Origin of the sequence: Agrobacterium sp. LAD9, from assembly GCF_003031125.1 — a bacterium.
GTDB lineage: Bacteria > Pseudomonadota > Alphaproteobacteria > Rhizobiales > Rhizobiaceae > Agrobacterium > Agrobacterium radiobacter.
In genome coordinates this window covers 192,538-216,353 of sequence record NZ_PHGS01000013.1, presented here as the reverse complement: position 1 = coordinate 216,353, position 23,816 = coordinate 192,538, and the positions used below count along the sequence as shown (strand labels likewise).

At 55.9% G+C, this 23,816-nt stretch carries 19 protein-coding genes and 1 pseudogene; 9 read left to right on the top strand and 11 right to left on the bottom strand.

Annotation, left to right across the window (positions count from 1 at the left end; all coding sequences use genetic code 11):
- Window positions 1–24 precede the first annotated feature (24 nt).
- Window positions 25–1,320, bottom strand: a complete 1,296-nt coding sequence (fahA, locus tag DA915_RS14780) for a fumarylacetoacetase (protein WP_107676342.1) — start codon at window positions 1,318–1,320, stop codon at window positions 25–27.
- Window positions 1,321–1,463: 143 nt separating this feature from the next.
- Here fahA and DA915_RS14775 point away from each other — a divergent pair, with 143 nt between their 5' ends.
- Together DA915_RS14775 and DA915_RS14770 are read left to right on the top strand one after the other, a co-directional pair.
- Window positions 1,464–2,309 (top strand): GntR family transcriptional regulator, encoded by an 846-nt coding sequence (locus DA915_RS14775; RefSeq protein ID WP_192886529.1) that lies wholly within the window; start codon window positions 1,464–1,466, stop codon window positions 2,307–2,309.
- 142 nt (window positions 2,310–2,451) lie between these two features.
- Window positions 2,452–2,999, top strand: a pseudogene (locus DA915_RS14770) (methyl-accepting chemotaxis protein); the annotation flags it as partial.
- A 425-nt stretch (window positions 3,000–3,424) separates the two neighbouring features.
- Here DA915_RS14770 and DA915_RS14765 read toward each other — a convergent pair.
- Window positions 3,425–3,988 (bottom strand): PAS and helix-turn-helix domain-containing protein, encoded by a 564-nt coding sequence (locus DA915_RS14765; protein WP_107676340.1) that lies wholly within the window; start codon window positions 3,986–3,988, stop codon window positions 3,425–3,427.
- A gap of 117 nt (window positions 3,989–4,105) precedes the next feature.
- On the opposite strand from DA915_RS14765, the gene DA915_RS14760 reads away from it, so the two are divergent.
- Window positions 4,106–4,822, top strand: coding sequence for a CoA transferase subunit A (locus DA915_RS14760; protein ID WP_107676339.1), 717 nt, complete (start codon window positions 4,106–4,108; stop codon window positions 4,820–4,822).
- A 1-nt stretch (window position 4,823) separates the two neighbouring features.
- Window positions 4,824–5,477: a 3-oxoacid CoA-transferase subunit B gene (locus tag DA915_RS14755; protein WP_107676338.1), complete on the top strand. Its 654-nt coding sequence runs from the start codon at window positions 4,824–4,826 to the stop codon at window positions 5,475–5,477.
- Window positions 5,478–5,766: 289 nt separating this feature from the next.
- Here DA915_RS14755 and DA915_RS14750 read toward each other — a convergent pair whose 3' ends face one another.
- From DA915_RS14750 to DA915_RS14725, 6 genes are all read right to left on the bottom strand, one after another.
- Window positions 5,767–7,440 carry a GMC family oxidoreductase gene (locus DA915_RS14750; protein ID WP_107676337.1) on the bottom strand — a complete coding sequence of 558 codons (1,674 nt, stop codon included), beginning with the start codon at window positions 7,438–7,440 and terminating at the stop codon, window positions 5,767–5,769.
- Between the two features lie 62 nt (window positions 7,441–7,502).
- Window positions 7,503–8,399, bottom strand: a complete 897-nt coding sequence (locus DA915_RS14745) for an alpha/beta fold hydrolase (RefSeq protein WP_107676336.1) — start codon at window positions 8,397–8,399, stop codon at window positions 7,503–7,505.
- 141 nt (window positions 8,400–8,540) lie between these two features.
- Entirely contained in the window at window positions 8,541–9,404 is an 864-nt protein-coding gene (locus DA915_RS14740; RefSeq protein WP_107676335.1) for an ABC transporter permease, read from the bottom strand.
- A 9-nt stretch (window positions 9,405–9,413) separates the two neighbouring features.
- The gene (locus DA915_RS14735; RefSeq protein ID WP_107676334.1) at window positions 9,414–10,325 is read right to left on the bottom strand and encodes an ABC transporter permease; all 912 of its coding nucleotides are present in this window, start codon (window positions 10,323–10,325) and stop codon (window positions 9,414–9,416) included.
- Complete coding sequence (locus DA915_RS14730; RefSeq protein WP_107676333.1) at window positions 10,318–11,460, bottom strand: ABC transporter ATP-binding protein; 1,143 nt, start codon at window positions 11,458–11,460, stop codon at window positions 10,318–10,320. Before DA915_RS14730 ends, DA915_RS14735 begins: the two co-directional genes overlap by 8 nt.
- A gap of 96 nt (window positions 11,461–11,556) precedes the next feature.
- Window positions 11,557–12,648 (bottom strand): extracellular solute-binding protein, encoded by a 1,092-nt coding sequence (locus DA915_RS14725; RefSeq protein WP_192886528.1) that lies wholly within the window; start codon window positions 12,646–12,648, stop codon window positions 11,557–11,559.
- Between the two features lie 571 nt (window positions 12,649–13,219).
- Here DA915_RS14725 and DA915_RS14720 point away from each other — a divergent pair.
- On the top strand, window positions 13,220–14,617 hold the full coding sequence (locus DA915_RS14720) for an L-serine ammonia-lyase (protein WP_107676331.1): 1,398 nt from the start codon (window positions 13,220–13,222) through the stop codon (window positions 14,615–14,617).
- A 284-nt stretch (window positions 14,618–14,901) separates the two neighbouring features.
- Here DA915_RS14720 and DA915_RS14715 read toward each other — a convergent pair whose 3' ends face one another.
- The 3 genes from DA915_RS14715 to DA915_RS14705 are packed head-to-tail and all read right to left on the bottom strand — an operon-like array spanning window position 14,902 to window position 18,923.
- A complete protein-coding gene (locus DA915_RS14715) occupies window positions 14,902–16,890 on the bottom strand; it encodes a 3-hydroxyacyl-CoA dehydrogenase NAD-binding domain-containing protein (RefSeq protein WP_107676330.1) in 1,989 nt (662 codons plus the stop codon).
- A 53-nt stretch (window positions 16,891–16,943) separates the two neighbouring features.
- Window positions 16,944–18,101: an acyl-CoA dehydrogenase family protein gene (locus tag DA915_RS14710; protein WP_107676329.1), complete on the bottom strand. Its 1,158-nt coding sequence runs from the start codon at window positions 18,099–18,101 to the stop codon at window positions 16,944–16,946.
- Window positions 18,102–18,116: 15 nt separating this feature from the next.
- Window positions 18,117–18,923: an IclR family transcriptional regulator gene (locus DA915_RS14705; RefSeq protein WP_107676328.1), complete on the bottom strand. Its 807-nt coding sequence runs from the start codon at window positions 18,921–18,923 to the stop codon at window positions 18,117–18,119.
- Window positions 18,924–19,091: 168 nt separating this feature from the next.
- Here DA915_RS14705 and DA915_RS14700 point away from each other — a divergent pair, with 168 nt between their 5' ends.
- Genes DA915_RS14700 through DA915_RS14685 form a run of 4 tightly spaced genes read left to right on the top strand, consistent with a single transcriptional unit; the run spans window position 19,092 to window position 23,814 of the window.
- Window positions 19,092–20,636, top strand: a complete 1,545-nt coding sequence (locus DA915_RS14700) for an acetolactate synthase large subunit (RefSeq protein WP_107676327.1) — start codon at window positions 19,092–19,094, stop codon at window positions 20,634–20,636.
- A gap of 11 nt (window positions 20,637–20,647) precedes the next feature.
- Window positions 20,648–22,108 (top strand): aldehyde dehydrogenase family protein, encoded by a 1,461-nt coding sequence (locus DA915_RS14695; RefSeq protein WP_107676326.1) that lies wholly within the window; start codon window positions 20,648–20,650, stop codon window positions 22,106–22,108.
- Complete coding sequence (locus DA915_RS14690; RefSeq protein ID WP_107676325.1) at window positions 22,105–22,854, top strand: electron transfer flavoprotein subunit beta/FixA family protein; 750 nt, start codon at window positions 22,105–22,107, stop codon at window positions 22,852–22,854. The genes DA915_RS14695 and DA915_RS14690 overlap by 4 nt, the downstream gene beginning before the upstream one ends.
- 27 nt (window positions 22,855–22,881) lie before the next feature.
- On the top strand, window positions 22,882–23,814 hold the full coding sequence (locus DA915_RS14685) for an electron transfer flavoprotein subunit alpha/FixB family protein (RefSeq protein ID WP_107676324.1): 933 nt from the start codon (window positions 22,882–22,884) through the stop codon (window positions 23,812–23,814).
- The last annotated feature ends 2 nt before the right edge of the window (window positions 23,815–23,816 follow it).

Sequence of the window (23,816 nt, the reverse complement as noted above, 5' to 3'; positions counted from 1 at the left end):
GAATTCCTCCCTCAATGAGTGTGTTTAAATCGCCGGAAGAACAATCCCCCGACATTCACCAAAGCCGATCGAGCGGACACCAGACCGCTCGCATCGTGCCGTTAGAACGACTTCATCTCCGTCTTGCAGGAAAGCTCGTGTACCGTCGTCACCCACACGGATTGGTTCATCGCCGCGTCGTGTTAGCTCAAGCAACGAACCTTGCTCGCCTTGCCCGGTGCCAGATATCGTGCCGCTGGCAATCAGGTCGCCGGGACGCATATTGCAGCCGTTTGACATATGGTGGGTCATCATTTGCGCAAAGGTCCAGTAAAGGCCGGACGCGTTGGTCCTCGTTACCGTGTGAACGTCGCTTCCCGCCACGCCCAGAGCAACGCTAAGCTGGATGTCGAGGGCTCCCTTTTCGGCGTCACGTTGATCCACGAGATAGCTCAGCATCGCGGGATCGCCGTCATCTCGAGGTCGCGCTGGAACGCGGAAGGGCGCGACCGCCTCGGCGGTCACTATCCACGGGGAAAGCGTGGTCGCAAAACTCTTCGACAGGAACGGTCCCAGAGGTTGATATTCCCACGCCTGAATGTCGCGCGCGCTCCAGTCATTGACGAGGCAAAATCCGAACAATCGTTGTGCGGCCTCCGCCAGGGGCAGGGGACCGTGGTTGACTGGCCCACCGACGAATGCCCCAAGTTCAAGCTCGAAATCCAGCATCCGGCACGGACCAAATACGATGCCTGTATCCAGGCACTGTTGCCCCGACGGGCGTCGCACAGGAGTGCCCGATATGCAAATCGAAGAAGAGCGTCCGTGGTAACCGACCGGAAGGCTTTTGAAGTTGGAGAATAAGGGGTTATCGGGCCGAAAAAGCTTCCCGACATTCGTTGCGTGATCAATGGATGTATAAAAGTCCGTGTAGTCTCCGATCATCGACGGAACAACCATACTGATGGTTCTGCGCTCCTTCAAGCATCGCTCCAGAGACGTACGGGTCGGCCAGTCGAGGCGTAGTCGGCGATGCAGCCACAGCCGTAATTCATGCCAGTCTCGGTATGAACGGCCCATGAGAGCGTTGAGATTGCTCTGAGACAAAACAGAGCGCGCTTCTCCTGCGAACAGATCGTCAAGGAGCCCCTCCTTGGCGCAAAGCGAAAGATCGAGCGCATAATCTCCGATGGCGACGACAATTGCGGACGAACCTTGATCTTCATTTAAGGCTACCCCAAAGGGCAAATTTTGAAGTGGGAACGCGCAGCCTTCAACGTTTGCTGACGGTATCCAGCTCTCATGCTGCGGATCGTGTGTTTCATTGGGCGCGATATTCATTTGTCAAACCTTAAAGTATGCTAGTTTGTATGCAAACTGGCATACGGAAATGCATGCGTCAATATATACTTGACGACGGTTCCCCCGGTAGAGTCAATAGAAGCGCTGTCCCGGTGGGACGACGACGGTGCACAGAGACTACTATGATCCCGCAAGGTAACGCGATGCAAAAGCAGGCCAAAGTCGATGATGTCTGGACGATTTCCGAGCTCGTACGCCCGGGCCCGGCGTCCGGAGCCGACACCGGCGCGCACTCCTGGAAGAATGGTTTGGAGGAGCTCGCTATTGTGGGCGGGGATTTTTGGTCTCTCGCCCGGGAAATTCGTCAGCATGTCGACGAAGAGCGGACCGAGGACAGCACAAACCATGTCGAACGCGTATATGAAACGCTGCGCCTAGCCGTGCGGGCCGGTACTCTGGGGACCGGAACGCCGCTCATCGAAGCTGAGATTGCAGACGCCTTGGGGGTCAGCCGAACGCCGGTTCGGGAGGCAATTCAGCGCCTTTCCGTCGATGGATTGCTGTCGCGCAGAAAGCGAGGCTGGGAGGTCAAGAAACTCGACATATTTCACATACGCGAATCCTACGAAGTGAGGATGTCTCTGGAAGGTTTCGCCACGGCGCAAGCAGCCATTCGAGCAACGGAGCAAGACAGAGCAGCGATAAGTACAATGGTTCGCGAGCGGGGAGCGCTTCGCTTCGAAGACCTCTCACGGCGAATGAAGACCAACCGCGACTTCCACAATAGAATCTTTGCGGCGTCCGGCAATGAACGGTTGATCGACCTTATCAAGAAAAATACGCAATATTATTTTGCGCAGAGATTCGCTCAATTTGTTACAAAGGAAGAGGCAACCTTATTCCAGGACCAGCACGAACAAATCGCCGGCGCGATTGAAGCTCGTAATCCATCTGTGGCGGAGACACATGCCCGCCAACACGTGAAGTCCACATTTCTTGTTTTTGAGAAATTTTACAAAATACTTTGAAAGACCGTTGCGATTGCTGCGTCGCGCTCGACCATCTATCTATAGAGTACCAGTAAAAGCAACGTACTTGTCTGTTTCGCCGGTTTGAGTGAAACTCATCAAAATTATATTATAATTACTCAATCTTCGATTGTGAGACGCGAAATCGTCCGGCCAGATCTCCGGCATCATCTCGGTGATCGACGAAATCGCCTTCCAGACAAACCTGCTGGCGCTGAATGCCGGCGTGGAGGCGGCACGCGCCGGTGACGCCGGCAAGGGCTTTGCCGTCGTCGCACAGGAGTGCGCGAACTTGCCCAGCGCGCCGCCAAGGCAGCCAAGGAAATCAAGGAACTGATCCGCAATTACAGCGTCGAGGTCGACAGCGGCGTCAGGCTGGTGCGCGACACCGGCGATGCGCTGAAAGTCATCGGAGACTATGTGGTTACGATCTTCCAGCATATGGACGCGATCGCGCTTTCGTCGCGTGAGCAATCCGTAGGACTTGCCGAAGTCAACACGGCCGTCGACCAGATGGACCAAGTCACCCAGCAAAACGCTGCTATGATTGAGGAGATGAATGCAGCGGGCGCAACCCTTGCGCAGGAAACCAACCATCTCAGGAAGCTAATCTCTCAGTTCACGCTCGCAGGTGGAGGTAGACCTGCCGCACACGAGAGTGTGACATATGGCTCTCGTAATGCGGCTTAAGTCGTTCACACTCATGGCCATGAAAAAATGCCGGCACTCAATGAGGTGAAGCCGGAGAAACGGCTTCACCTCATTGTCTGCCTTGTCCCTCGCAGGATGTGGTGTGCTCTGCCCTGCGACACAACGGCAAATATGGGACTTGAACCCACAGATCCCTAACTCGAGACTGTAGAAGCGTGCTCTGCATCTGATGAACCGATGCGCTTTCGAAGCATATGTCGAGCGCATCGTAAATTGAGCTTTGGCGTCGGGAGCCCGCAGTTGCATTTCACGAAGCCTTTGGCAGATGGATATCCATTTGGAGTATGTGCCTTGGTGCGGGTACTAATCTGAAGTTACGTTCCGCGTCGTGCTCGTAACACCGTCGTCAACTTTCGTTTAAGGCAGCAGCGAAGAGGCCGAAGTGGTAGAACAATATTCTCCCGTTAGCCTCTGTCCTCGTTACTGAACCAAGCGACGAGTTCGGCGGCGTTTCTTAGTCCCGCAGCCTGCATGAGGCGCGCACGATGCGATTCAATTGTCCTTTTTGAAAGGCTCAGTTCAGCCGCGATTGCAGCGTTGTTCTTTCCCTGAGCGACCAACGCGACAACCTGTCGTTGACGATCGGTCAGAGTTATCCGTTGCCTCGCCACCGGGCGGGTCAACCGTTCAAAACAATAAAGTGCCTCCGCAAAAGGATTCTCGGCGTGGTGGCGGCGACCGCGTACTCTACACCAGAAACGTGTGCCATCGATGGCGGTCATGATGCGCTCGTCATAATAGACCTGACCACCGCGAAGGTGGGCCTGCCACATATGTCCTGTACGCACGAAGTCTGAGAGTTTCGGGTAAAGACGTGCGAAACTTTCATCGAGAAGCTCCTCGCGGGCACATCCGAAAAGACTGGCGAACTCCGCATTACAGTCGCGGATGATGCGGTGCGTTGCAAATACGAGTGGTATCGGTATCGCGGCCAAAGGGAAGCGAATATCATTTGATTTCGGCGTCATACAAATTTTCTACGTTGGTGCAATGCAGTATTAATACGGCTAACCGGCGGCATGATCAAGCCCTACTGTCGTCTCACATCACTGCCTCGCAGGAGGGCAGGGCGGAGGAAACGATCAATGAGGAAGGTATCTACAACCGCTGTGGAAGCGCTCGCCGACACGCTGTTCGACGGTATGACGATAATGTCGGGAGGCTTCGGACTGTGTGGAATTCCCATGAATCTTATCGAAGCAATCCGGCTGTCGGGGATCAAGAACCTAACGATGATCTCTAACAACGCGGGCGTTGACGGCTATGGCCTCGGTCTTCTTTTGCAAACACGGCAGGTCCGGAAGATGATTTCATCTTACGTGGGTGAAAACAAGCTTTTCGCTGAGCAATATTTATCCGGTGAACTAGAACTGGAATTCAACCCCCAAGGTACGCTTGCGGAACGGATTCGCGCCGGTGGCGCGGGCATCCCGGCCTTCTATACCAAGACCGGTGTTGGAACACTCGTCTCGGAGGGAAAGGAAGTGCGCTGTTTTGGTGGGGAGGACTACGTGATGGAGACCAGTTTGTTTGCTGATCTGGCAATCGTCCATGCATTCAAGGGAGATACTGAGGGGAATCTCGTCTATCGCAAGACCGCGCGAAACTTTAACCCGATGATGGCGACTGCGGCAAAGATCACCGTCGCCGAGGTGGAGTATCTGGTGCCATGTGGTGAAATCGACCCTGACCAGGTGCACACCCCTGGAATCTATGTGCAGCGTCTTTTACGCGTAGTAAACTCTGAAAAACGCATTGAACAACGGACCACTCGCCCCAAAAGCGAACCGGAGCTCGCCTAAGATGGCCTGGACACGCGAACAAATGGCAGCACGCGCAGCGCGCGAAATAAACGACGGATTCTACGTTAACCTCGGTATCGGCATTCCAACATTGGTTGCGAATTATATTCCAACACGTATTGACGTGACGCTCCAAAGTGAAAACGGCATGCTCGGCATGGGACCCTTCCCGTTAGAAGGCGAAGAAGATGCCGATCTAATCAACGCCGGCAAACAGACAATTACAGAATTGCCTAAGACGAGTTACTTCTCCTCCGCAGACAGCTTCGCCATGATCCGTGGCGGCCATATCGACCTGTCTATTCTGGGTGCAATGCAGATCTCCGAGGAAGGCGATCTCGCCAATTGGATGATCCCAGGAAAGATGGTCAAGGGCATGGGCGGCGCGATGGATCTCGTGGCCGGCGTGAAAAGGGTTGTGGTCGTAATGGAACACGAGGCAAAGGGGCAGGCAAAGCTTCTCAGGAAATGTACCTTGCCACTGACTGGCCAGCGGGTGACCGACCTCGTCATTACCGATCTCGGCGTCTTCACCATTGCCCGCCACGGTACGCCAAGCCTGGCCCTAGTCGAGACTGCGCCCAATGTGTCTATCGAAGAAATCAGGGCTAAAACCGAAGCATCTTTTAACGTCGGATTTTCGCGAGAAGGGTAGGGCACATAAACCATGTAGTCATTGTTTTTGCTGTTCACGAACGGGCGGCCTTACCGGAGCAGCTTGCGGACATAAACAGATCTTTTGCCAGACCGTAACCAGAACCGTGCAGGCCGGGATCTTTGGGCTCGAAAAATGCATCTGAGCAGTCTCGGTTGAGGCAACATGCTACGTCATCTCATGGAACAGGAATGCGTCACGGGAACCCGGCAACTCCTCATATCCTCCGACGCCGGAACAACGCAGCCACACTCTCATACCGCTTCGCATACATCGTGTCGAAGGCAACTTAGTCAGATATCGGACCAGATAATCTACTTTGCGCAAGCAAGCAGTCTTCACCCGTGTTGACAGGGCTGCACTTTAATCTGTTGCTTATCATCGCTGCTGCCTTTGCAGCGATCATGATAACTGGCACGTTCACGTGACCGGAGATAAGCTTTGGCATGACGGAAGCGTCGGCGATAGTTAGGTTTTCAAGTCCACGCAAGGTTAGGTCAGGGTTTACGACGCAACTGTCATCGAGACCCATCTTGCAGGTACTGGATGGATGGTACTGCTGAATTGATTTTGCGCGGATGTAGGCGTCTATTTCAGCGTCGGTTCTCGGCGCCTCGGCGGGGCTCACCAAAGGCCCGCGAAACTCTGAAAGCTCGGTTGAGTGTCCCAATTCCCAACTTCTCTTGAAACCATCCCGCAAGGTGGCGAGGTCTGCAGGCACCGTGAGCGAATTGTAAATGACGCGAGGTCGCTCAAAGGGCGACGACGAGCGCAACAGCACTTCACCTCTACTCTCCTGGCTCATCAGCTGTGTACGGATACCAAACCCATCGGTGTATGGTTGCTTCAAGCCGCGAAACCAAAAATTGGCATTCGGTGGAACCACGAGGAATATCAGCTCCAGATCAGGCCTCTTGACCTCTGGCTGTGATTTGATGAAACCAAAAACTCCACCGGGAACCGAAGTCGCGGGGCCGGTTCCATGGAGGTACGCACGGATCATGTTCAGCGCGACGCGATCTAACCTCAATGTCCGATGGAAATGCCCGGGGTGCTTGCGTTCCCATTCCATGGTGAATCCAAGATGGTCTTCAAGATTCTTGCCTACCGGAAGATCGGCGATCGGCGAGATGCCGACGGATCGCAAATGGTCCGCGGGCCCTATCCCAGAGAGCATCAAAAGATGCGGCGTATTGATCGCGCCGAGCGACAAAACGATTTGTCGCGTCGCACGCACCGTCCTTGTCTTTCCTCGATGACGATATTCGACGCCAACCGCCGTGTTTCCTTCAAACAGAATCTTAGTGGCCATGGCCCGGGTGATGACGGTGAGGTTGCGCCTCTTTAGCGCCGGCCGCAGAAAAACGCGCGCTGTAGATGCTCGCCTGCCGTTCCTGACGGTGTATTGCGTCGGCCCGAAACCCTCAGGCTCTTCCGCATTATAGTCTGCAGTCCTTTTGTATCCCTTCAAACGCGCCGCTTCCAACCACGCTTGATAGATCGGGTCAGACAGGTCGGTCTCTTGCGCACCAAGTTCGCCTTGACCACCGCGCCACGCAGTTTCGCCACCCTGCCATGTCTCACATTCCTTAAAGTAGGGCAGAACCTCGGCATAACTCCATCCCTTTGCTCCGGCGTTTGCCCATGCGTCATAGTCAGCGGGATGTCCGCGCGTGTGAGCCATGTAGTTGATGGAAGACGTTCCACCCATGACCTTCCCATGCAGGATCGACAGCCGACGCGAGTTCAGACCAGGATCTGGCTCGGAAAGGTCACCCCAATCGTACAGCCCGTACTGCGTCATTTTCCGCGCTCCGATCGGTATGGAAATAAGTGGATTCCAATCCCATCCGCCGGCCTCCATCAACAGAACCTTGAGATTTACATCTTGAGACAGGCGATTGGCGAGGACGCAACCCGCAGAGCCAGCTCCGATAATGACGATATCGAACATGTCACCCATTAAAAAACTGACCTTCTAGGATTCTGTATTGGAAATTGACCCGACACCGACCACCAGCCACCTCAGGCTATAGGGTGCGATAGATCGATTGGTACGCAGACGGCTTGCAGCACACCTTCAATAGCTTTTCGAGATTGGGGCTCGTCCAGAAGAGGGGGATGACCACGGCCGTCTACTATTGACAGCGTTGCCCGCGGGTGGTTCTGGGCCATTTCGCGAGCAAGCGCTTCGGGAAAATAGTCGGAACGCTCTCCGCGCAGGATGGCGATGGGAATGTCGAGGCTCATGAACTCATCCCAGAAGGACGTTTTCTCTCGCTTGAAACGCGCGGTCTCCTCGCCGGTCAATTCGTCGAAATCACGGGTGTATCTATCGTCGCCGACACGTCGGTATGCCTGCAACGTGAACTCTTGCCAATCCTCTTCGTTGAAGTCAGGGAAGAAATCCAGGTTTGCAAGTTTCGTTTTCGCGACGACTTGGTCGAGGCTCCACTCCGCATGATCGACAAGCGCGCTATACCGCTTGCTTGCGATCGATGTTGTCTCCGTGCCAACGTCATTGAGCACAAGGCCCACAATGCGCTTCCGGTTAGCGCAGGCCATCTGCAGCCCCATAAACCCCCCGAGCGTTGTGCCGATGACAACGCACGTCTCGATATTCAGGTGATCCAACAGCCGCCAGACATCTTCAATCAGACGCTCGAAGCGATAGTCACCGGCATCGGTGGCGCGGGACGAACCGCCACGGCCTCTCATATCAGGTGTAACAACGATTCGGCTTAGCGCGAGGAGAGACGCGATACGCTCGAAGTCGCGTGCGTTACGCCAAAATCCCGGAAGACAAAGAACGGCGATCTGGTCGACCGGCGTATTCGGCACAAAATGCCTGAAGTGGATATGATGACCATCATCGACGTCTAAACGACCTTCCCTGATCTCATGGTCGGATGGATTTTTCATTCTGATGATTCCTTTCCGCGGCGACACACGTTCTTGACGCCTCGCTGCTCCCCCGTTCGACGCTGCGCGCAGTCAGTGGAGTGATCGCTTGCGCGCCTGGGGGTGAAAACACAAGCATTGATCTTACGCATATATTGTGGACTACCCGCGCACGGTCCCGAGCTTTTGCGCAAGCGCCTCCCGTTCGGCGCGCTGCGCCATCATGTCCAAATAGTCGTTGTATCGTGCCTCACGGCGCCGCAATATCTCATAAACCACTGCCCCAAAGATCGTTATGACGATAAGAATGAGCGCCATGGCATTGATCGTAGGTGTAAAGCCGGTGCGCAGCTTCGACCCTACATAAACGGTCAGAGTTACCGAATTACCGCGCGTAAACAGCGTGACGTTGTAATTTTCCAGCGACTGAAAAAACGCGACCAGAGCCGAAGCACCGATGGCTGGGTAAAGATGCGGCGCCACAATCCGGCGGATGACCTGCCAATGGCTCGCCCCGAGATCCAGAGCTGCCTCTTCCAGGTCACGATCAAAACTCTGCAAGCGCGCAAAGACCAGCAGCATTACGTAGGCAGAGATGTACGCGACTTGGCCCAATACAGACAGATGGAGGCCAGCAGGGACATTCAGCTCGTTCCAGAACAAGAGCGTTGAAATACCGATCACAGCTCCCGGCGTAAGGATAGGGGCAACCATCATGCCATAGAGGAACGACCGCGCACGACCCTGAAGGCTATTAATCACAATCGCGCCAGCTGTGCCGATTGGGACCGCCAAAATTACCACTGCCAAGGCGACCATGAGCGTGTTGAACGAAGAGTCCCACATCCTTTGATCATTCCAAAGATCGATGAACCATCGATCGGTAAAGCCTTTCCAAGGATAAACTGAAGGGAAGCGGGAATCATTGAGAGCTCCGCCGCCCATGATAGCAAGCGGCGCCAACATGAAGGCGAAGAACACGAACAGGTAGAAGTTCAGAAGTAGTCGGCTTGCACTGGTTTTCATCTTGGGGCCTCAGCGCGCTATATCGGCAAGGCCGACTTTGAATAGACGCATCATCGTCGACACGAAAATCGTGCAGATGATAAGGAGTAGGAAGGCATATGCAGATCCGGTGTGCCAGTCCTGAGATTCAAACATCCATTGGAGGATGACCTCTGTAAACCAGCGCGAAGTCGGCGATCCCAACAGCATAGGCACAAAGACTGCGCCAGCAGACATCATGAACACCATGACACAACCAGAGGCTATTCCCGGTTTAGCATGCGGAATAATGATGCGTCGGTGTATCTGCAACCATCGCGCGCCCATATCACGTGCCGCCTCGATCTGGTTAATATCAAGTGTCGATATCGCATTATAAATTGGGAAGAGCATGAACAGAATGTTGGTATAGACAAGACCGATGATGACGCCATTGTAACCGGTCAGCCATCGAACTTTGACAAGACCGATCGCACCCAGAAACCCGTTTAGGGGGCCGGCATAGGAAAGAATAATATACCAGGCAAAGCTGCGCAGGATCTCGCTTACCCACAAAGGCAATAGCAGGAGCATCAAAAGGGTCGGCACCGCGCGCAGCTTGGCAACTTTCGCGAGATAATAGGCCATTGGGTAGCAAAGCAGGAAAGACGTGATCGTCACAATACAACTGACAAAAACAGTCTGGAGGAAAACAAAGACGTGTATCGGAAGGTCAAAAAACAACACACTCTTGGTGGCTGACGGGTTCAAAAAAGTCAGATAGTTGGAAAGTGTATAGCCATCATTCGGACCTCCGATCTGCTCCACAGGCAGATACGGCCTGAACGATTGTTCAACGAGGAACAGGTTGGGGAAGACCACGAGCACCAAGAGCCAGAATGCGGTCAGGCCGGTACAAATGACGGCCATTCCGCGGCCGTACCGCACCACGATATTACCCATGGGCTGCCTCCTTGATCTCCGGTCCGGCACGGGCGCTTTCGTCCGATCCAATATCCTCCTCTCCATGGTCAGCCAATACCAGCGCTTTCTCCGGATCGAATCCCAAATATAGTTCGGCGCCACGGGATGGAACCGACTGGCCAATCTCGTTTCGCATCTGGACGATGCGGTTCTTGCCATCTGCGTCAACAGCGAAAACGTTGACGAAGTTGCCCTCAAAGGCAATATCGGTAACTGTGACAGCGAGACAATTGTTTCCGGTCGCTTTACGCTGAAGTCCAGCATTTTCCGGGCGCACATAAAGTTTCACGTTGGCGCTCCCGGACACACCCATTCCAACTTTGGCCTTGAACAGTCCGGCGTCTGTGCGAAACGTTCCGATGCCGGCCGTGATGTCGATGAGATTGCCAGCGAAAACGTTGTTTTCGCCGACAAACGATGCGACGAAGCCGTTTGCCGGGTGGTTGTAAACTTCCTGCGGCGTGTTGACTTGCTGAAGGCGGCCCTGAGACATCACGGCAACCCGATCCGACATTGCTAGAGCTTCGCCCTGATCGTGGGTGATATAAATGAACGTGACATTGGTCCGCTTCTGGATTGATCGCAACTCGGCTCTCATGTGCTGGCGCATCTTTAGATCGAGGGCAGACAGCGGTTCATCGAGAAGCATGACCTTAGGTTCAACTGCAAGAGCCCGTGCAATCGCGATGCGCTGCTTTTGTCCGCCTGATAACTGCGCAACAGCTTTGTCTGCTGCGTCGGGCAGTTCAACCAATTCTAGCAGCGCTTCGGCCTTTGCCCGGCGCTCTTTCTTACCCATACCGCGAACTTCCAGCCCGAATGCGATGTTTTCCCAAACAGTCATAAGCGGGAATAGCGCGAGGTTCTGAAAAATAAGCGCGGTCGGCCGGCGGTTTGGTCCAATCCCGCGCATGTCCTGGCCCCCAATGCTGATACGGCCCTGGCTTGGCGAAATGAACCCGGAAATCATGCGAAGGATGGTTGTTTTTCCACACCCGGATGGCCCAAGAAATGAAAAGAACTCTCCCGGCTTGACAGAAAGAGACACGTTGTCGACGGCGCGAAAATGGCCAAAATCTGCGCAAACACCGGAAAGTTCTACGCCCTCGCTCATGGAAGCCTCATCAATTGATTGTCTGCATCAGCAGATCTGTTCAATGTCTTGGCTGCCGATTCCGTCATCGATCGGCAGCCTGCTACAGGAAAAGTCTTACGCTGCCTTGAATTTGTCAGCATATTCACTGCGAAGCTTCACGAACCATGCGTCTTGGGTCGGCCACCACCAAAGCTTCGATGCAGCATCCGCTGGATATGCGGCGGCATAGAAATCACGAACACTTTGATCGACATGATCGACGGCTCCTTTGGCAGCAGAATTCGACTTGTAGAGAGAGGCCCAGGCGGCCGCCCCTTCGGGGCTAGACATCCATTTTGCCCATTCATGGGCCTGGTCGATGTTCTTGGCATTCTTCATCAGCAGAAAGCCTTGACACCAGGCAAAGGCTCCTTCCTTTGGCGCAATGAAGCCAAAATTGTCGCCCGACAGGTTTACGGCGGTCGAATCCCAGCCGAGTCCGATGGTGCAACCATTCGTTCGAAAAGCACCTTGCGCATCGTTCTCCGACGCCCAAAACTGGGCGATATTGGACTTGTGCTTCAGGGCTTCGGCAAGCACCACATCCCAGACTTCCCGCATCGTTGCCTCATCGCGATAGCTATCTCGGAACGGCTTTGGCAACTTGCCCTGGGTTTCAAGAACGCGCCCCATTGCAGCCAATGCGGAATGGGCGCGCACGGCAACTTGGCCGGTATATTTTTCATCGAATAGATCAGCGAGGCTCGCCTCCCCATAGGTTAGTGGGGCGGCGTCCTTGCTGAAGATCAGACCTTCCGTGCCCCATACCGACGGAACAAAATAGTGCTTTCCGTCGATCTCGCTCTCATCCCCGGGTTTTGCTCCGGGCATGCCGTCGATGTAGTTCGACAGAGAAAGTTTATCCAGGTTCCAAGGGTCGATCAGGCCATTGCTTGCCCAACTTCTGAAACGGTCAAATGTGGGTTCAGCTATATCGGCACTGCCGGTCGGAACCGCAAGCTTTGACTGCGCGAACATCGCATCCTGGTCAGGATTCTCCGTGAGTGCTACGGTGATCCCTGTAGCTTTCTTAAAAGCCTCAAAAATGCCGCTGGCATCGTACCCGGCCCATCCCATATAGTTTAAGCTTCCCGACGAGGCGAACGCATCTTTTACAATAGCAGGCGCGGCAAGGAGACCGGCACCTCCGGCAACCAGCTTCATCATTTGGCGTCTATTCAATCCAGACATGGTCATGCTCCCCTTTTTGAAACCAACTGCAATGTATGAAACGCCGTGAACGCACGTTGGGAACCCCGATGGCCGTGACGACCGGGTGACCCTCACAAGGCCTTTCGGCCTTGGTTCTCCGCGATGAAATCGGCAATTGCTTCAAAACGGTCCATTTGCAGGACATTTTTCATCCGCAAGAATTTTGCTCAGCCGGTCGGTGTCGTCGAAAAAAGCCTGTTCTGCCGCGCTTTTCAGTCAGCAGCCTGCTTTATCTGTGCAAACATACCCGGCAAAACAGCCAGTTCCATCGTCGGGCGTGCCAGCAAACATCGCCATCCCCTTTTTTGTTTCTTATTCCCGTTCTAAAACAGGATGCCATTCTTGTAAATCCTATTAACATCAGTTTTTCTACATTTTTCAATCTTCGCACCTACGATGTTACCCCGCTTTGGCCGTATAGAAGAATATCTTGCGTTGCTTTTTTCAGATATTAATCTACTTTTGCGCTACACACTCTGGCCCAGCAAGCCCTCCCACTTTCCCTCATATCGCAAGGAAGTTACCGTTGTTTTTGTCGGTATTTGAACTTTTCAAGGTTGGTATCGGGCCTTCAAGCTCGCATACGGTTGGCCCGATGGTTGCAGCGGGAAGATTCCTGGGCGAGTTGCAAAGTTCCGAATGGCCCCGAACGAGGACAGCCAAGCCAACATCACTGAAGACATTCCTGCATGGGTCGCTTGCGTTTACCGGTATCGGTCATGGCACGGACAAAGCCATCATACTCGGGCTGAACGGTTACTTACCGGACCGTGTCGATCTCGACGTGATCGATACAGTCATCAGCCAAACGCAGCTTCAGAAGATCGTCGCGCCGCCGGGCCATCCGGCCTATGGGTTCGATCCGGCAAAGGACATTGTTTTCAATCGCACCGCACCGCTTCCCGGACACTCCAACGGGCTCGCTTTTGAAGCCTATGATGGCGAGGTCCTCGTCCTCAGGCGTGTTTACTATTCCGTCGGCGGGGGATTTGTCGTCGATGAACATGAACTGGCGTTGAGGCGAATCTCTGGTCCGGTCGAACACGGCCCCGTGGTTCCCTATCCCTTCGCATCTGCCAAGCAAATGCTTGAAATGGCGCGACAGAGCGGGTTTACCATCGCCGAAATGAAGCATGCCAATGAGGAGACGGTGAGAACAGCGGTTCAGATTCAAAAGGGGCTGGAGCATATCTGGGCGGTAATGTCGAACTGTATCGACAGGGGCTTGAGGGGCGAGGGCATCCTGCCAGGAGGACTTCGCGTACAAAGACGAGCGGCCTCTCTATTTGAAAAGCTCGCACGCGAGCGACACACCAACCGGTTCAATCCGCTTCTCGCCAATGATTGGCTGTCGCTCTACGCGATAGCGGTCAACGAGGAAAATGCGGCCGGCGGGCGGGTTGTGACGGCCCCGACCAACGGTGCGGCCGGCGTCATTCCCGCAGTTTTACGCTATTTCGTTGAATTTCATGCTGACGCAAATCAGGACGCCGTCAACACCTTTCTTCTTACAGCCTCCGCGATCGGCGGCATCATCAAGTCGAACGCTTCGATCTCCGGTGCTGAGGTCGGATGCCAGGGTGAAGTGGGATCGGCATCTGCAATGGCAGCTGCCGGTCTTGCCGCAGCTCTCGGGGGTTCGCCGGAGCAAATCGAACATGCTGCCGAAATCGCGCTGGAACACCATCTTGGAATGACGTGCGACCCTGTCGCGGGTCTCGTGCAGGTACCGTGTATCGAGCGGAACGCCTTCGGAGCAGTTAAAGCGGTCACCGCAGCTTCGCTTGCCCTCAAATCTGAGGGAGGACATATCGTTCCCTTGGATATTTGCATTGAGACAATGCGTCAGACCGGAGCGGATATGAACAGCAGATACAAGGAGACAAGCCTTGGCGGCCTTGCTGTGAACGTGACGGAATGCTGAATGCTCCATCTTGCCGATCGGCGGATAACGTCGGTTCGGGTGCGCCGGTCAATGACGGCATGGATAAGGACCGCCAGGCGAGTGCCGCCAACCCAGCGCAACAAGAGAGCCCGTCAGAACAGTAGAAGCCGAAGCGGCGCCACGATAACGCGACATCGTTAACTGCCGCTGCGAGGGGCATGACACGTGTTCAGACCTGTTGCGTGTTCGCTGTTTGCGCGATGACAATGGATGGATGGCGGGGTATCGCGGAAGTCTTGCATCAACCTCGCATCAACACGTTCTTATCCTTGATTCTCCGCCATCCGATCCGCATAATAGAGCGGTCCGCCTCGCCACGCTGGAAAACCCAGGCCATTCGTAATCGCAAGATCGATGTCGGAGGCACGAAGCGCGATCCCCTCAGCGAGAATCTTCCGGGCCTCGCTGATCATCGAGCCGATGGCGCGGTCCACGATCTCTGCCTCGGAAATTGGTTGTCTGGTAATGCCCTTCTCTCGAGAAGAGTTGACGACAAGTTCCTCGACGAGGGGATCCAATTGGCGGGTGCCGTCGACATACGAATACCAGCCCGCGCCGGTTTTGCGACCCAGACGCCCCATCTCGCATAATTGATCAGCAATCTTTACATAGCGCTCCTGCGGATCGCGCATCGGGGCCAAGCGTTTGCGGCGCGCCCATGCGATGTCAAGACCGGACAGATCAGCCACGGCAAAGGGCCCCATTGCCATTCCGAAGCGTTCTAGCGCGGCATCGATCTCACGTGGCAGAGCCCCTTCCTCCAAGAGATACTCCATCTCCCGGCGATAAGCCGCAAGGATCCGATTGACGATGAAGCCATCGCATACTCCCGCGAGAACAGGAATCTTCGACAGCGAGCGCGCAAAGCGCAGTCCAGTGGCAACCGCCTGCTCGCCTGAGGTCTTTGCGCGGATTACTTCAACAAGCCTCATGATTTCAGCCGGAGCAAAAAAGTGAAGGCCGATAAAACGTTCCGGGGAGGAAACAGCCCCGGCGAGCTGATCGATATCAAGATAGGACGTATTGGTGCAAATCGTCGCTTGCGGGGGTGCGGCCATCGCTATCTGCGTAAGCACGGATGACTTTACATCAATGTCTTCAAACACCGCCTCTACGATAAGATCCGAATTGTTGGCATCTTGGAGCGTTTGCGCCGTTGAAAGCCGGGACAAAATCTGACTCGCCTTATCGCTCTTGCCAGCCTTGTCCTTTATGGTTTTCTCCACGGCCACACCAATGGCGAGGGCTGCTCGACGGAGGGCTTCCTCATCGACGTCGATGAGAAGAGTACAATAGCCGGCGATCAGGCACGCCACCGCAATACCGCGGCCCATGGTGCCGGCCCCTACCACAGCCACAGACGCTATGTTAGCAGCCTGAACGCTATCAAGGCCCGGCACGTGCTGTGCCTGTCGTTCCGCAAAGAACAAGTGACGAAGTGCATTGGCCTGATCGGATGTGCGAAGGCGCGTGAATTCCAAACGGCAACGCGCGTCTGCCTCCGCAAAACCTCGATCCCAACTGTCGGCGACAGCATCCACCGCGGCGATGACAGAGGCCTGACCGCGGGCTCGGCTTCTCCAAGCCACGCACTGTACATTGAAGGCGTCTGCATCAAAGGTCGCTACGGATAAAAGCGAGGTCCGGCGCAAAGGCTTGCCCACGCATTCGAGCGCATACTCGATTGCGGCTCCGATCTTGTCCGCCTGTTCGATAATTTTATCTACCAGTCCAAATGCGAAGGCCGTTTCGCAGTCGATCGGTCGGCCACCCGCGACAAGATCCAGGGTAATCTTTGGGCCGACAAGCCGCAGGAGTCTGGGGATCCCGCCAGCGCCGGGTATAATCCCGAGTTTTACCTCCGGAAAGCCGAATTTCGCATCGCCAGTGGCGCAGCGATAATGGCATGCAAGTGCCAATTCGGCGCCACCGCCGAGTGCCACACCTTCAACCGCTGCTATGACAGGCTTATCTAATTGTTCGATCGCCTTGAGTACGTCAGGAAGGGAAGGGTCCAAAATTGGCCCTTTAAACTCCTTAATGTCGGCACCGGCAATGAACCTGCCGCTCGTCCCGGTAATGATGACTGCCTCAACGCATTTGTCGTTGCCAACCTCGCGAATATGATGAACGAGGGCGTTTCGAAGCGCCTGAGAGAGTGCGTTCACGGGCGGATTGTCGATCGTCAGGACCGCGACGCCGTTGACGTCGGTTCGTGTCAAGATCGACGCCTGTTGGATTTCGTTGCTCATGAGGGGTACCTCCTCCACCTTGGACTTTGCGTCGGAAGATCTATCGGCGGTGTTCAGGCCGCATCCTTCCGGGCTTTGATCATATTGCGCGCTATAACCAGCTGCTGGATCTGCGTCGTGCCCTCGTAAATTCGGAATAGGCGTACATCGCGATAAAAACGCTCTATGCCATAGTCGGCCATGTAGCCCGCCCCTCCGTAAATCTGCACCGCCCGATCGGCAACGCGGCCGACCATCTCGCTCGCAAACATCTTTGAGCAGGCAGCATCGATCGTAACGGACGAGCCGCGATCTTTCGCTCTAGCGGTCTCTATGACCATGCAGCGTGCCGCATAGGCTTCGGCGCGACTATCGGCGAGCATTGCCTGGATCAACTGAAACTCTGCGATCGGCTGACCAAACTGTTTGCGTTCCATTGCATACGCGAGGCTGTCGGCAATCAACCTTTCAGCCATACCAACGCAGACTGCCGAGATGTGCAGACGTCCTCTGTCGAGGGTCTTCATGGCTGTTCGAAACCCTTGGCCCGGCTTGCTGCCCAGCACGGCCGCCGAGGAGACCTTGCAATTGTCAAGGATGACATCGCAAGTGTGCGATCCGCGCTGGCCCATTTTTTTATCGATCGCACCAAGGGAGAGCCCTGGCGTTCCCGCCTCGACGAGAAAGGCCGTGATGGCGCCTTTCGGTTCGCTCGTTTCGGTCCGGGCAAAAATCGTGAACAAGCCGGCATGTGGCGCATTTGTGATAAAGCGCTTCGTTCCATTCAAGACGTAGTTATCCCCGTCGCGACGGGCGGACGTTCGTAATGAAGCGGCATCCGAGCCTGCCTCCGGTTCGGTCAATGCGAACGAGCTAATCAGCTCTCCCGAGGCAAGGCGCGGCAGGTATTTTTGCTTTTGCGCCTCCGTGCCGTCCATAATCAGGCCGTGGGATCCGATGCCATTGTTCGTCCCAATCAGTGAGCGAAACGCCGGCGACGTTCGACCGAGTTCGAAAGCGACGCGAACCTCTTCCTCCATGTTAAGGCCGAGACCGCCATACTCTTCCGGAATCGATAGGCCGAAGAGTCCTAACTCCCGCATCTCGTGTTTGAGATCTTCCGGAACGGCATCGTCCTCAGCAACCTTGGCCTCGAACGGTACCAAGCGATTGCGGACGAAGCGCGCAACATTTTCCAGTAGCTGATCAAGTGTTTCCGCGTCGATAGCCATGCGGCTGCTCCGTTTCTAGATTGCAAGTTGACTGGTTTCGAGACGCTTCACGAGCTCGACGAGGCGTGGTGCGATGTCATCGATGAGCTTTTTCTGGTCCAGAAGAAACGCCGCCCCTCCGCAGTTGAAGGCGAGGGGAGGAGAGCCATCGGGTGGTCGATACGGGACACCGACGGAATTGACGTCTCTCTTCCAGTTTCCTACCGACAGACAGTAGCCATGGTTGTTATATGTTTCCAGAGCCTCCAAAATGCCTGCCTCGACGCTGGACCAGTTGGCCCCTTCATGCTCGGAAAGCTCTTCCAGGAGGGTCGTGCGATCAGACTGGCTGAGGCCTGCAATGTAGGCCCGGCCAAGCGCACTGCTTCCCATCTTGATATGGGCCCCAACTTCGATGGAGAGGGTTATGGCATCAGAACTGCGGCAACATTCGACGTAGATCATTGACATGTGATCTCGGGCGCCGAGTGCGACAGGCAACCCCGCATAGTCGGAGAGTTCTTGCATGAGCGGTTTCGCCAACCTCTTGATGCCAAGCTCTGCAAGGTAGGTGTAACCGAGTGCCATAACAGGCGCTTCCAGCCGGTAGCGACCGGTCTTAAGGCTGTAGGAAAGGTAGCCCAGACGGGTCAGCGTAAAAGTCAGGCGTGAGACAGTTGCCTTTGCTAACCCCGTCCTTTCGACGAAGTCTTGGTTCGACAGATCCGTGTCGCCATGCCGAAACGCACGCAAGACGGACAGACCCCGCGCCAACGCCTCGACGAAACGATGGTCGTCTTGTGTTCTCGGACCAAACTCGATGGCCGTCTGGCGCTTGCGCATCGTTTGCTACCCAAATTCGTTCCCGTAAGCGGAAAAACTGCTTGAAAGCATCGATAGCCTTGACTATGGTCTGCGTCAAGAATTGAAATTAAATTCCGATAAGCGGAATTTGAACCATGGGCGGAGGAGGGAACTCTTCGCTCATTATCTTGGGGGAAGGTTAGTTCAATGAACGGTGCTGAAAGTCTCGTCCGCACATTGCTGAATGGCGGCGTCGAGGTTTGCTTTGCCAATCCTGGGACAAGCGAGATGCATTTTGTCGCCGCTCTCGATCAGATCCCGGGAATGCACTGTGTCCTCGGGTTGCAAGAGAACATCGTAACTGGAATGGCAGATGGTTACTTCCGCATTGCCGAGAAGCCTGCTTGTACGCTTCTTCATTGCGGGCCCGGGCTCGCCAACGGGATGGCCAATCTTCATAATGCACGCCGAGCGCGAAGTGGAATTGTCAATATTGTCGGGGATCAGGCAACGTTCCACCGGCCTTTCGATGCACCGTTGACGGCAGACACCGACGCGATGGCCCGCACCGTATCAAACTGGGTTAAGACGAGCACTTCGGCGATGACTGTCGGTCAGGATGTAGCTAGGGCAATTCAGGTAGCAAAAGCCGGATCAGGTAATGTCGCAACCCTCATCCTTCCGTCTGATATGTCCTGGAACGACGGTGGCGTTGTGGTAGAGCCTCTCAATGCAATCGCCTCGCCTCCGATCGATACCCTTGCAGTGGATACGGTAGCCAGACTCATCCGCAGTTCCCCCGCAGATACACTTCTTCTCTTGGCCGGGCGCGCAGTGCACGCCAAGGGTCAGATGCTTGCCTGGCGTGTGGCTGCGGCCACCGGATGCGCCTTGATGGCCGAATATGTGAACGGGCGGATTTCGCGGGGACACGGACGTCTCAAGCTTGATCGCATACCTTACAATGCGGACAACGCAATCGAATTGCTGAAGCGTTTCCGCAATATCGTTCTCGTCGGAGCCAGGCCGCCTGTCTCGTTCTTTGCTTATCCTGACAAGCCCTCTGTGCAATATGCCGGAAACACGGAGTTTCACGTGCTCTCTCGTCCGGATCAGGATCCTGAAGAGGCCCTCCTGGCCCTGGCCGAGGCACTTGGTGCACCGGTGGTAACCGCGCCGGAGCTTGGACTTCGCCCGGATGTCGCTCAGGGAGCGCCCACCCCCGAGGGTTTGGCACAGACCGTGGCAGCGCTCATGCCCGAGAACGCTATCGTTTCGGACGAAAGCCTGTCTTTCGGGCGCAGTTTCTATAGCTATACGCACGCCTCACCGCCGCACGATTGGCTGCAACTGACCGGTGGAGCGATCGGCGACGGGCTACCAGTTGCGACTGGCGCAGCCATTGCGGCTGAGCGCAACCGGCGCGTCATCAGCTTGCAGGCTGATGGATCGGCAATGTATTCCCTCCAATCTCTTTGGACCCAGGCAAGGGAACGGCTGCCGAATACGACCATCATCCTCAACAATCGAAAATACAACATTCTCATCGGCGAATACAAAAACGTCGGTGCGACGCCTGGAGCCACGGCGATGAGCATGCTCGATCTTTCCAATCCTGACCTGAACTGGGTTTCTTTGGCAAACGGCATGGGTGTGGAGGCTGCTCGTGCGAATACCCTCGAGCAATGTGCGGACCTGATGCAGCAGAGCTTCCGCCAAAACGCTCCATTTCTAATCGAGCTCATGATCTGAGGAGGATCGGAATGATCACGAAAAGCCATATTTTCATCGATGGAAACTGGGTGGAGCCGCTTGAACAGCAGTTGCGTCAAGTTACAAATCCGGCAACCGAGGAGCCCAGCGCAATGTTTGCGGCAGGTGGTGTTGCTGACGTGGACAGGGCGGTAGCTGCTGCAAAGCGAGCCTTCGACAACTGGTCAACGAGCGATCCTGGCTATCGACTGGCGTTCGTCGAGCGGCTTTTGGAGATCTACACGCGTCGCGGACCCGACATCGCAGCCGCCATCAGCCTGGAGATGGGGGCCCCCGTCGATCTTGCCCTCGAACGCCATGTCGCTGCCGGCGCGTTTCACATCACGAATTTCATCAACGCCTTTCGCACCTTCGAATTCGAAAGGCCACTTGGCCCGCATGCCCCCAATGATCGCATCATCATGGACCCGATCGGCGTCGTTGGCTTGATTACGCCATGGAACTGGCCGATGAACCAGGTGACGCTGAAGGTGATCCCTGCACTTTTGGCTGGTTGCACCATGGTCCTAAAGCCAGCGGAGATTGCGCCACTTTCCTCTCTTGTGTTTGCCGAGCTTATCGATGAAGCCCGCGTTCCTAAGGGGGTCTTCAACCTTGTCAACGGGAATGGGGCGGTCGTCGGGGCACATCTTTCCCAGCATCCAGACGTCGAGATGATTAGTTTTACCGGCTCGACACGCGCGGGTATCGCGATTTCGACGGCCGCCGCCCCAACACTCAAACGCGTTTCATTGGAGCTCGGCGGGAAGGGGGCGAACATCGTCTTCGCCGACGCCGACGCCGATGCAGTCAAACGGGGTGTGCTTCATTGCTTCACCAACACGGGTCAAAGCTGCAACGCGCCAACTCGAATGCTTGTGGAGCGTTCGGTATATGACGCAGCTGTGGAAACGGCCAAGAAGGCGGCAGAAGAAGTGGAGGTCGGCCTGCCTTCTCAACGTGGCAAGCATATCGGCCCCTTGGCCTCGGCGGCGCAGTTTCAGAAGGTTCAGGAACTCATTCAAAAAGGCATCGATGAAGGCGCACGGCTTGTCGTTGGCGGGCTTGGTCGGCCATCAAATTTCGATCGCGGCTACTTTGTCCGTCCAACGATTTTTGCGGACGTCGATAACCGCATGACAATCGCGCAAGAGGAAATCTTCGGGCCTGTCCTTTGTATGACCGCGTTTGATACAGAAGACCACGCAATACAGCTGGCAAACGACACGCCCTATGGCCTGAGCAACTACGTACAGACGCAAGATGGCGCGAAGCGCAACAGAGTGGCGCTGCGCCTACGTTCGGGCATGGTTGAGATGAACGGAAGGCCGCGCGGAGCCGGCGCGCCGTTTGGCGGCGTTAAGGCGTCCGGGCGCGCCCGTGAAGGCGGTGTCTGGGGCATCGAGGAGTTCTTGGAGCCAAAGGCGGTATCGGATTGGGCAAACATTGAAGCGGATAGGGTGGGCGCATGAAAGTTCTGGTCACCGTCAAGCGGGTCGTCGACTTCAACGTGAAGATCCGGGTGAAGCCGGATGGTTCGGGTGTCGAGCTTGCCAATGTGAAGATGTCGATGAACCCATTCGACGAGATTTCCGTCGAAGAGGCGCTGCGTCTGAAGGAAGCCGGCAAGGCGTCGGAAGTGGTCGTCGTCTCGGTTGGCCCGGCCAAGGCCGAGGAAACCCTGCGCACGGCGCTGGCGATGGGCGCCGACCGGGCGATCCTGGTCGAGACCGACGATGCGGTCGAACCTTTGGCCGTCGCCAAGATCATCAAGGGCGTGGCCGAGGCTGAGCAGCCCGGCCTGATCATCGTCGGCAAGCAGGCGATCGATGACGATTCCAACCAGACCGGCCAGATGCTCTCGGCACTGCTCGGTTGGGCACAGGGCACGTTTGCCTCGAAGATCGAGATCGGCGACGGCAAGGCAGCGGTCACCCGCGAAGTCGATGGCGGCCTGCAGACCATCGAGATCAAGCTGCCGGCGGTCGTCACCACCGACCTGCGCCTCAACGAGCCGCGCTATGCCTCGCTGCCGAACATCATGAAGGCGAAGAAGAAGCCGCTCGACAAGAAGACCCCGGCCGATTTCGGCGTCGACACTGCTGCCCGCCTCAAGGTGCTGAAGACCGAGGAGCCGTCGGGCCGCAAGGCCGGCATCAAAGTCAAGACGGTCGCCGAATTGGTCGACAAGCTGAAAAACGAAGCCGGCGTACTCTAAGGGTCCAGGAAAAGGGAGACTAACATCATGGCCATTCTTCTTCTGGCAGATCACGACAACGCAACGCTGTCCGACCAGACCGCCAAGACACTGACGGCCGCAAGCCAGATCGGCGGCGACGTGCATGTGCTGGTCGCCGGCAAGGGCGCCAAGGCCGCGGCCGATGCAGCAGCAAAGCTCTCCGGCGTGTCCAAGGTGTTGCTCGCCGAAGGCGACGACCTTGCCAACAATCTCGCAGAGCCGCTCGCAGCGCTGATCGTATCGCTCGCCGGTTCCTACGACACCATCATTTCGGCCGCTACCTCGGTCGGCAAGAACGTGCTGCCGCGCGTCGCAGCCCTGCTCGACATTGCGCAGATCTCGGAAATCACCGAAGTGATCTCGGCCGACACGTTCAAGCGGCCGATCTATGCCGGCAACGCAATCCAGACGGTGCAGACGACCGAGGCCAAGAAGGTGATCACTGTGCGCACCGCCTCCTTTTCCCTGGCCTCCCAAGGCCCACTTGCCGCCGTCGAGGCAGCCTCGACGGCGGCTTTTTCTTCCGGGCTCTCCACATTCGTCTCCAACCAGCTTTCCTCGTCTGATCGGCCGGAACTGACGTCTGCCAAGATCATCATCTCCGGCGGCCGCGCACTCGGCTCGTCGGAGAAATTCCAGGAGGTCATCCTGCCGGTGGCCGACAAGCTCGGTGCCGCCGTCGGCGCATCGCGCGCAGCCGTCGATGCGGGCTATGCCCCCAACGACTGGCAGGTCGGCCAGACCGGCAAGGTCGTCGCCCCGCAGCTGTACATCGCTGTCGGCATCTCCGGCGCCATCCAGCACCTTGCCGGCATGAAGGACTCGAAAGTCATCGTGGCCATCAACAAGGACGAGGAAGCCCCGATCTTCCAGATCGCAGACTACGGCCTCGTGGCCGATCTGTTCGAGGTTCTACCAGAGTTGCAGAAAGCGCTCTGAGC

Coding starts and splice junctions, on each gene's coding strand:
- fahA (WP_107676342.1), bottom strand. CDS start 1,320: ATGAATATCGCGCCCAATGAAACACACGATCCGCAGCATGAGAGCTGG.
- DA915_RS14775 (WP_192886529.1), top strand. CDS start 1,464: ATGATCCCGCAAGGTAACGCGATGCAAAAGCAGGCCAAAGTCGATGAT.
- DA915_RS14765 (WP_107676340.1), bottom strand. CDS start 3,988: ATGACGCCGAAATCAAATGATATTCGCTTCCCTTTGGCCGCGATACCG.
- DA915_RS14760 (WP_107676339.1), top strand. CDS start 4,106: ATGAGGAAGGTATCTACAACCGCTGTGGAAGCGCTCGCCGACACGCTG.
- DA915_RS14755 (WP_107676338.1), top strand. CDS start 4,824: ATGGCCTGGACACGCGAACAAATGGCAGCACGCGCAGCGCGCGAAATA.
- DA915_RS14750 (WP_107676337.1), bottom strand. CDS start 7,440: ATGGGTGACATGTTCGATATCGTCATTATCGGAGCTGGCTCTGCGGGT.
- DA915_RS14745 (WP_107676336.1), bottom strand. CDS start 8,399: ATGAAAAATCCATCCGACCATGAGATCAGGGAAGGTCGTTTAGACGTC.
- DA915_RS14740 (WP_107676335.1), bottom strand. CDS start 9,404: ATGAAAACCAGTGCAAGCCGACTACTTCTGAACTTCTACCTGTTCGTG.
- DA915_RS14735 (WP_107676334.1), bottom strand. CDS start 10,325: ATGGGTAATATCGTGGTGCGGTACGGCCGCGGAATGGCCGTCATTTGT.
- DA915_RS14730 (WP_107676333.1), bottom strand. CDS start 11,460: ATGAGCGAGGGCGTAGAACTTTCCGGTGTTTGCGCAGATTTTGGCCAT.
- DA915_RS14725 (WP_192886528.1), bottom strand. CDS start 12,648: ATGATGAAGCTGGTTGCCGGAGGTGCCGGTCTCCTTGCCGCGCCTGCT.
- DA915_RS14715 (WP_107676330.1), bottom strand. CDS start 16,890: ATGAGCAACGAAATCCAACAGGCGTCGATCTTGACACGAACCGACGTC.
- DA915_RS14710 (WP_107676329.1), bottom strand. CDS start 18,101: ATGGCTATCGACGCGGAAACACTTGATCAGCTACTGGAAAATGTTGCG.
- DA915_RS14705 (WP_107676328.1), bottom strand. CDS start 18,923: ATGCGCAAGCGCCAGACGGCCATCGAGTTTGGTCCGAGAACACAAGAC.
- DA915_RS14700 (WP_107676327.1), top strand. CDS start 19,092: ATGAACGGTGCTGAAAGTCTCGTCCGCACATTGCTGAATGGCGGCGTC.
- DA915_RS14695 (WP_107676326.1), top strand. CDS start 20,648: ATGATCACGAAAAGCCATATTTTCATCGATGGAAACTGGGTGGAGCCG.
- DA915_RS14690 (WP_107676325.1), top strand. CDS start 22,105: ATGAAAGTTCTGGTCACCGTCAAGCGGGTCGTCGACTTCAACGTGAAG.
- DA915_RS14685 (WP_107676324.1), top strand. CDS start 22,882: ATGGCCATTCTTCTTCTGGCAGATCACGACAACGCAACGCTGTCCGAC.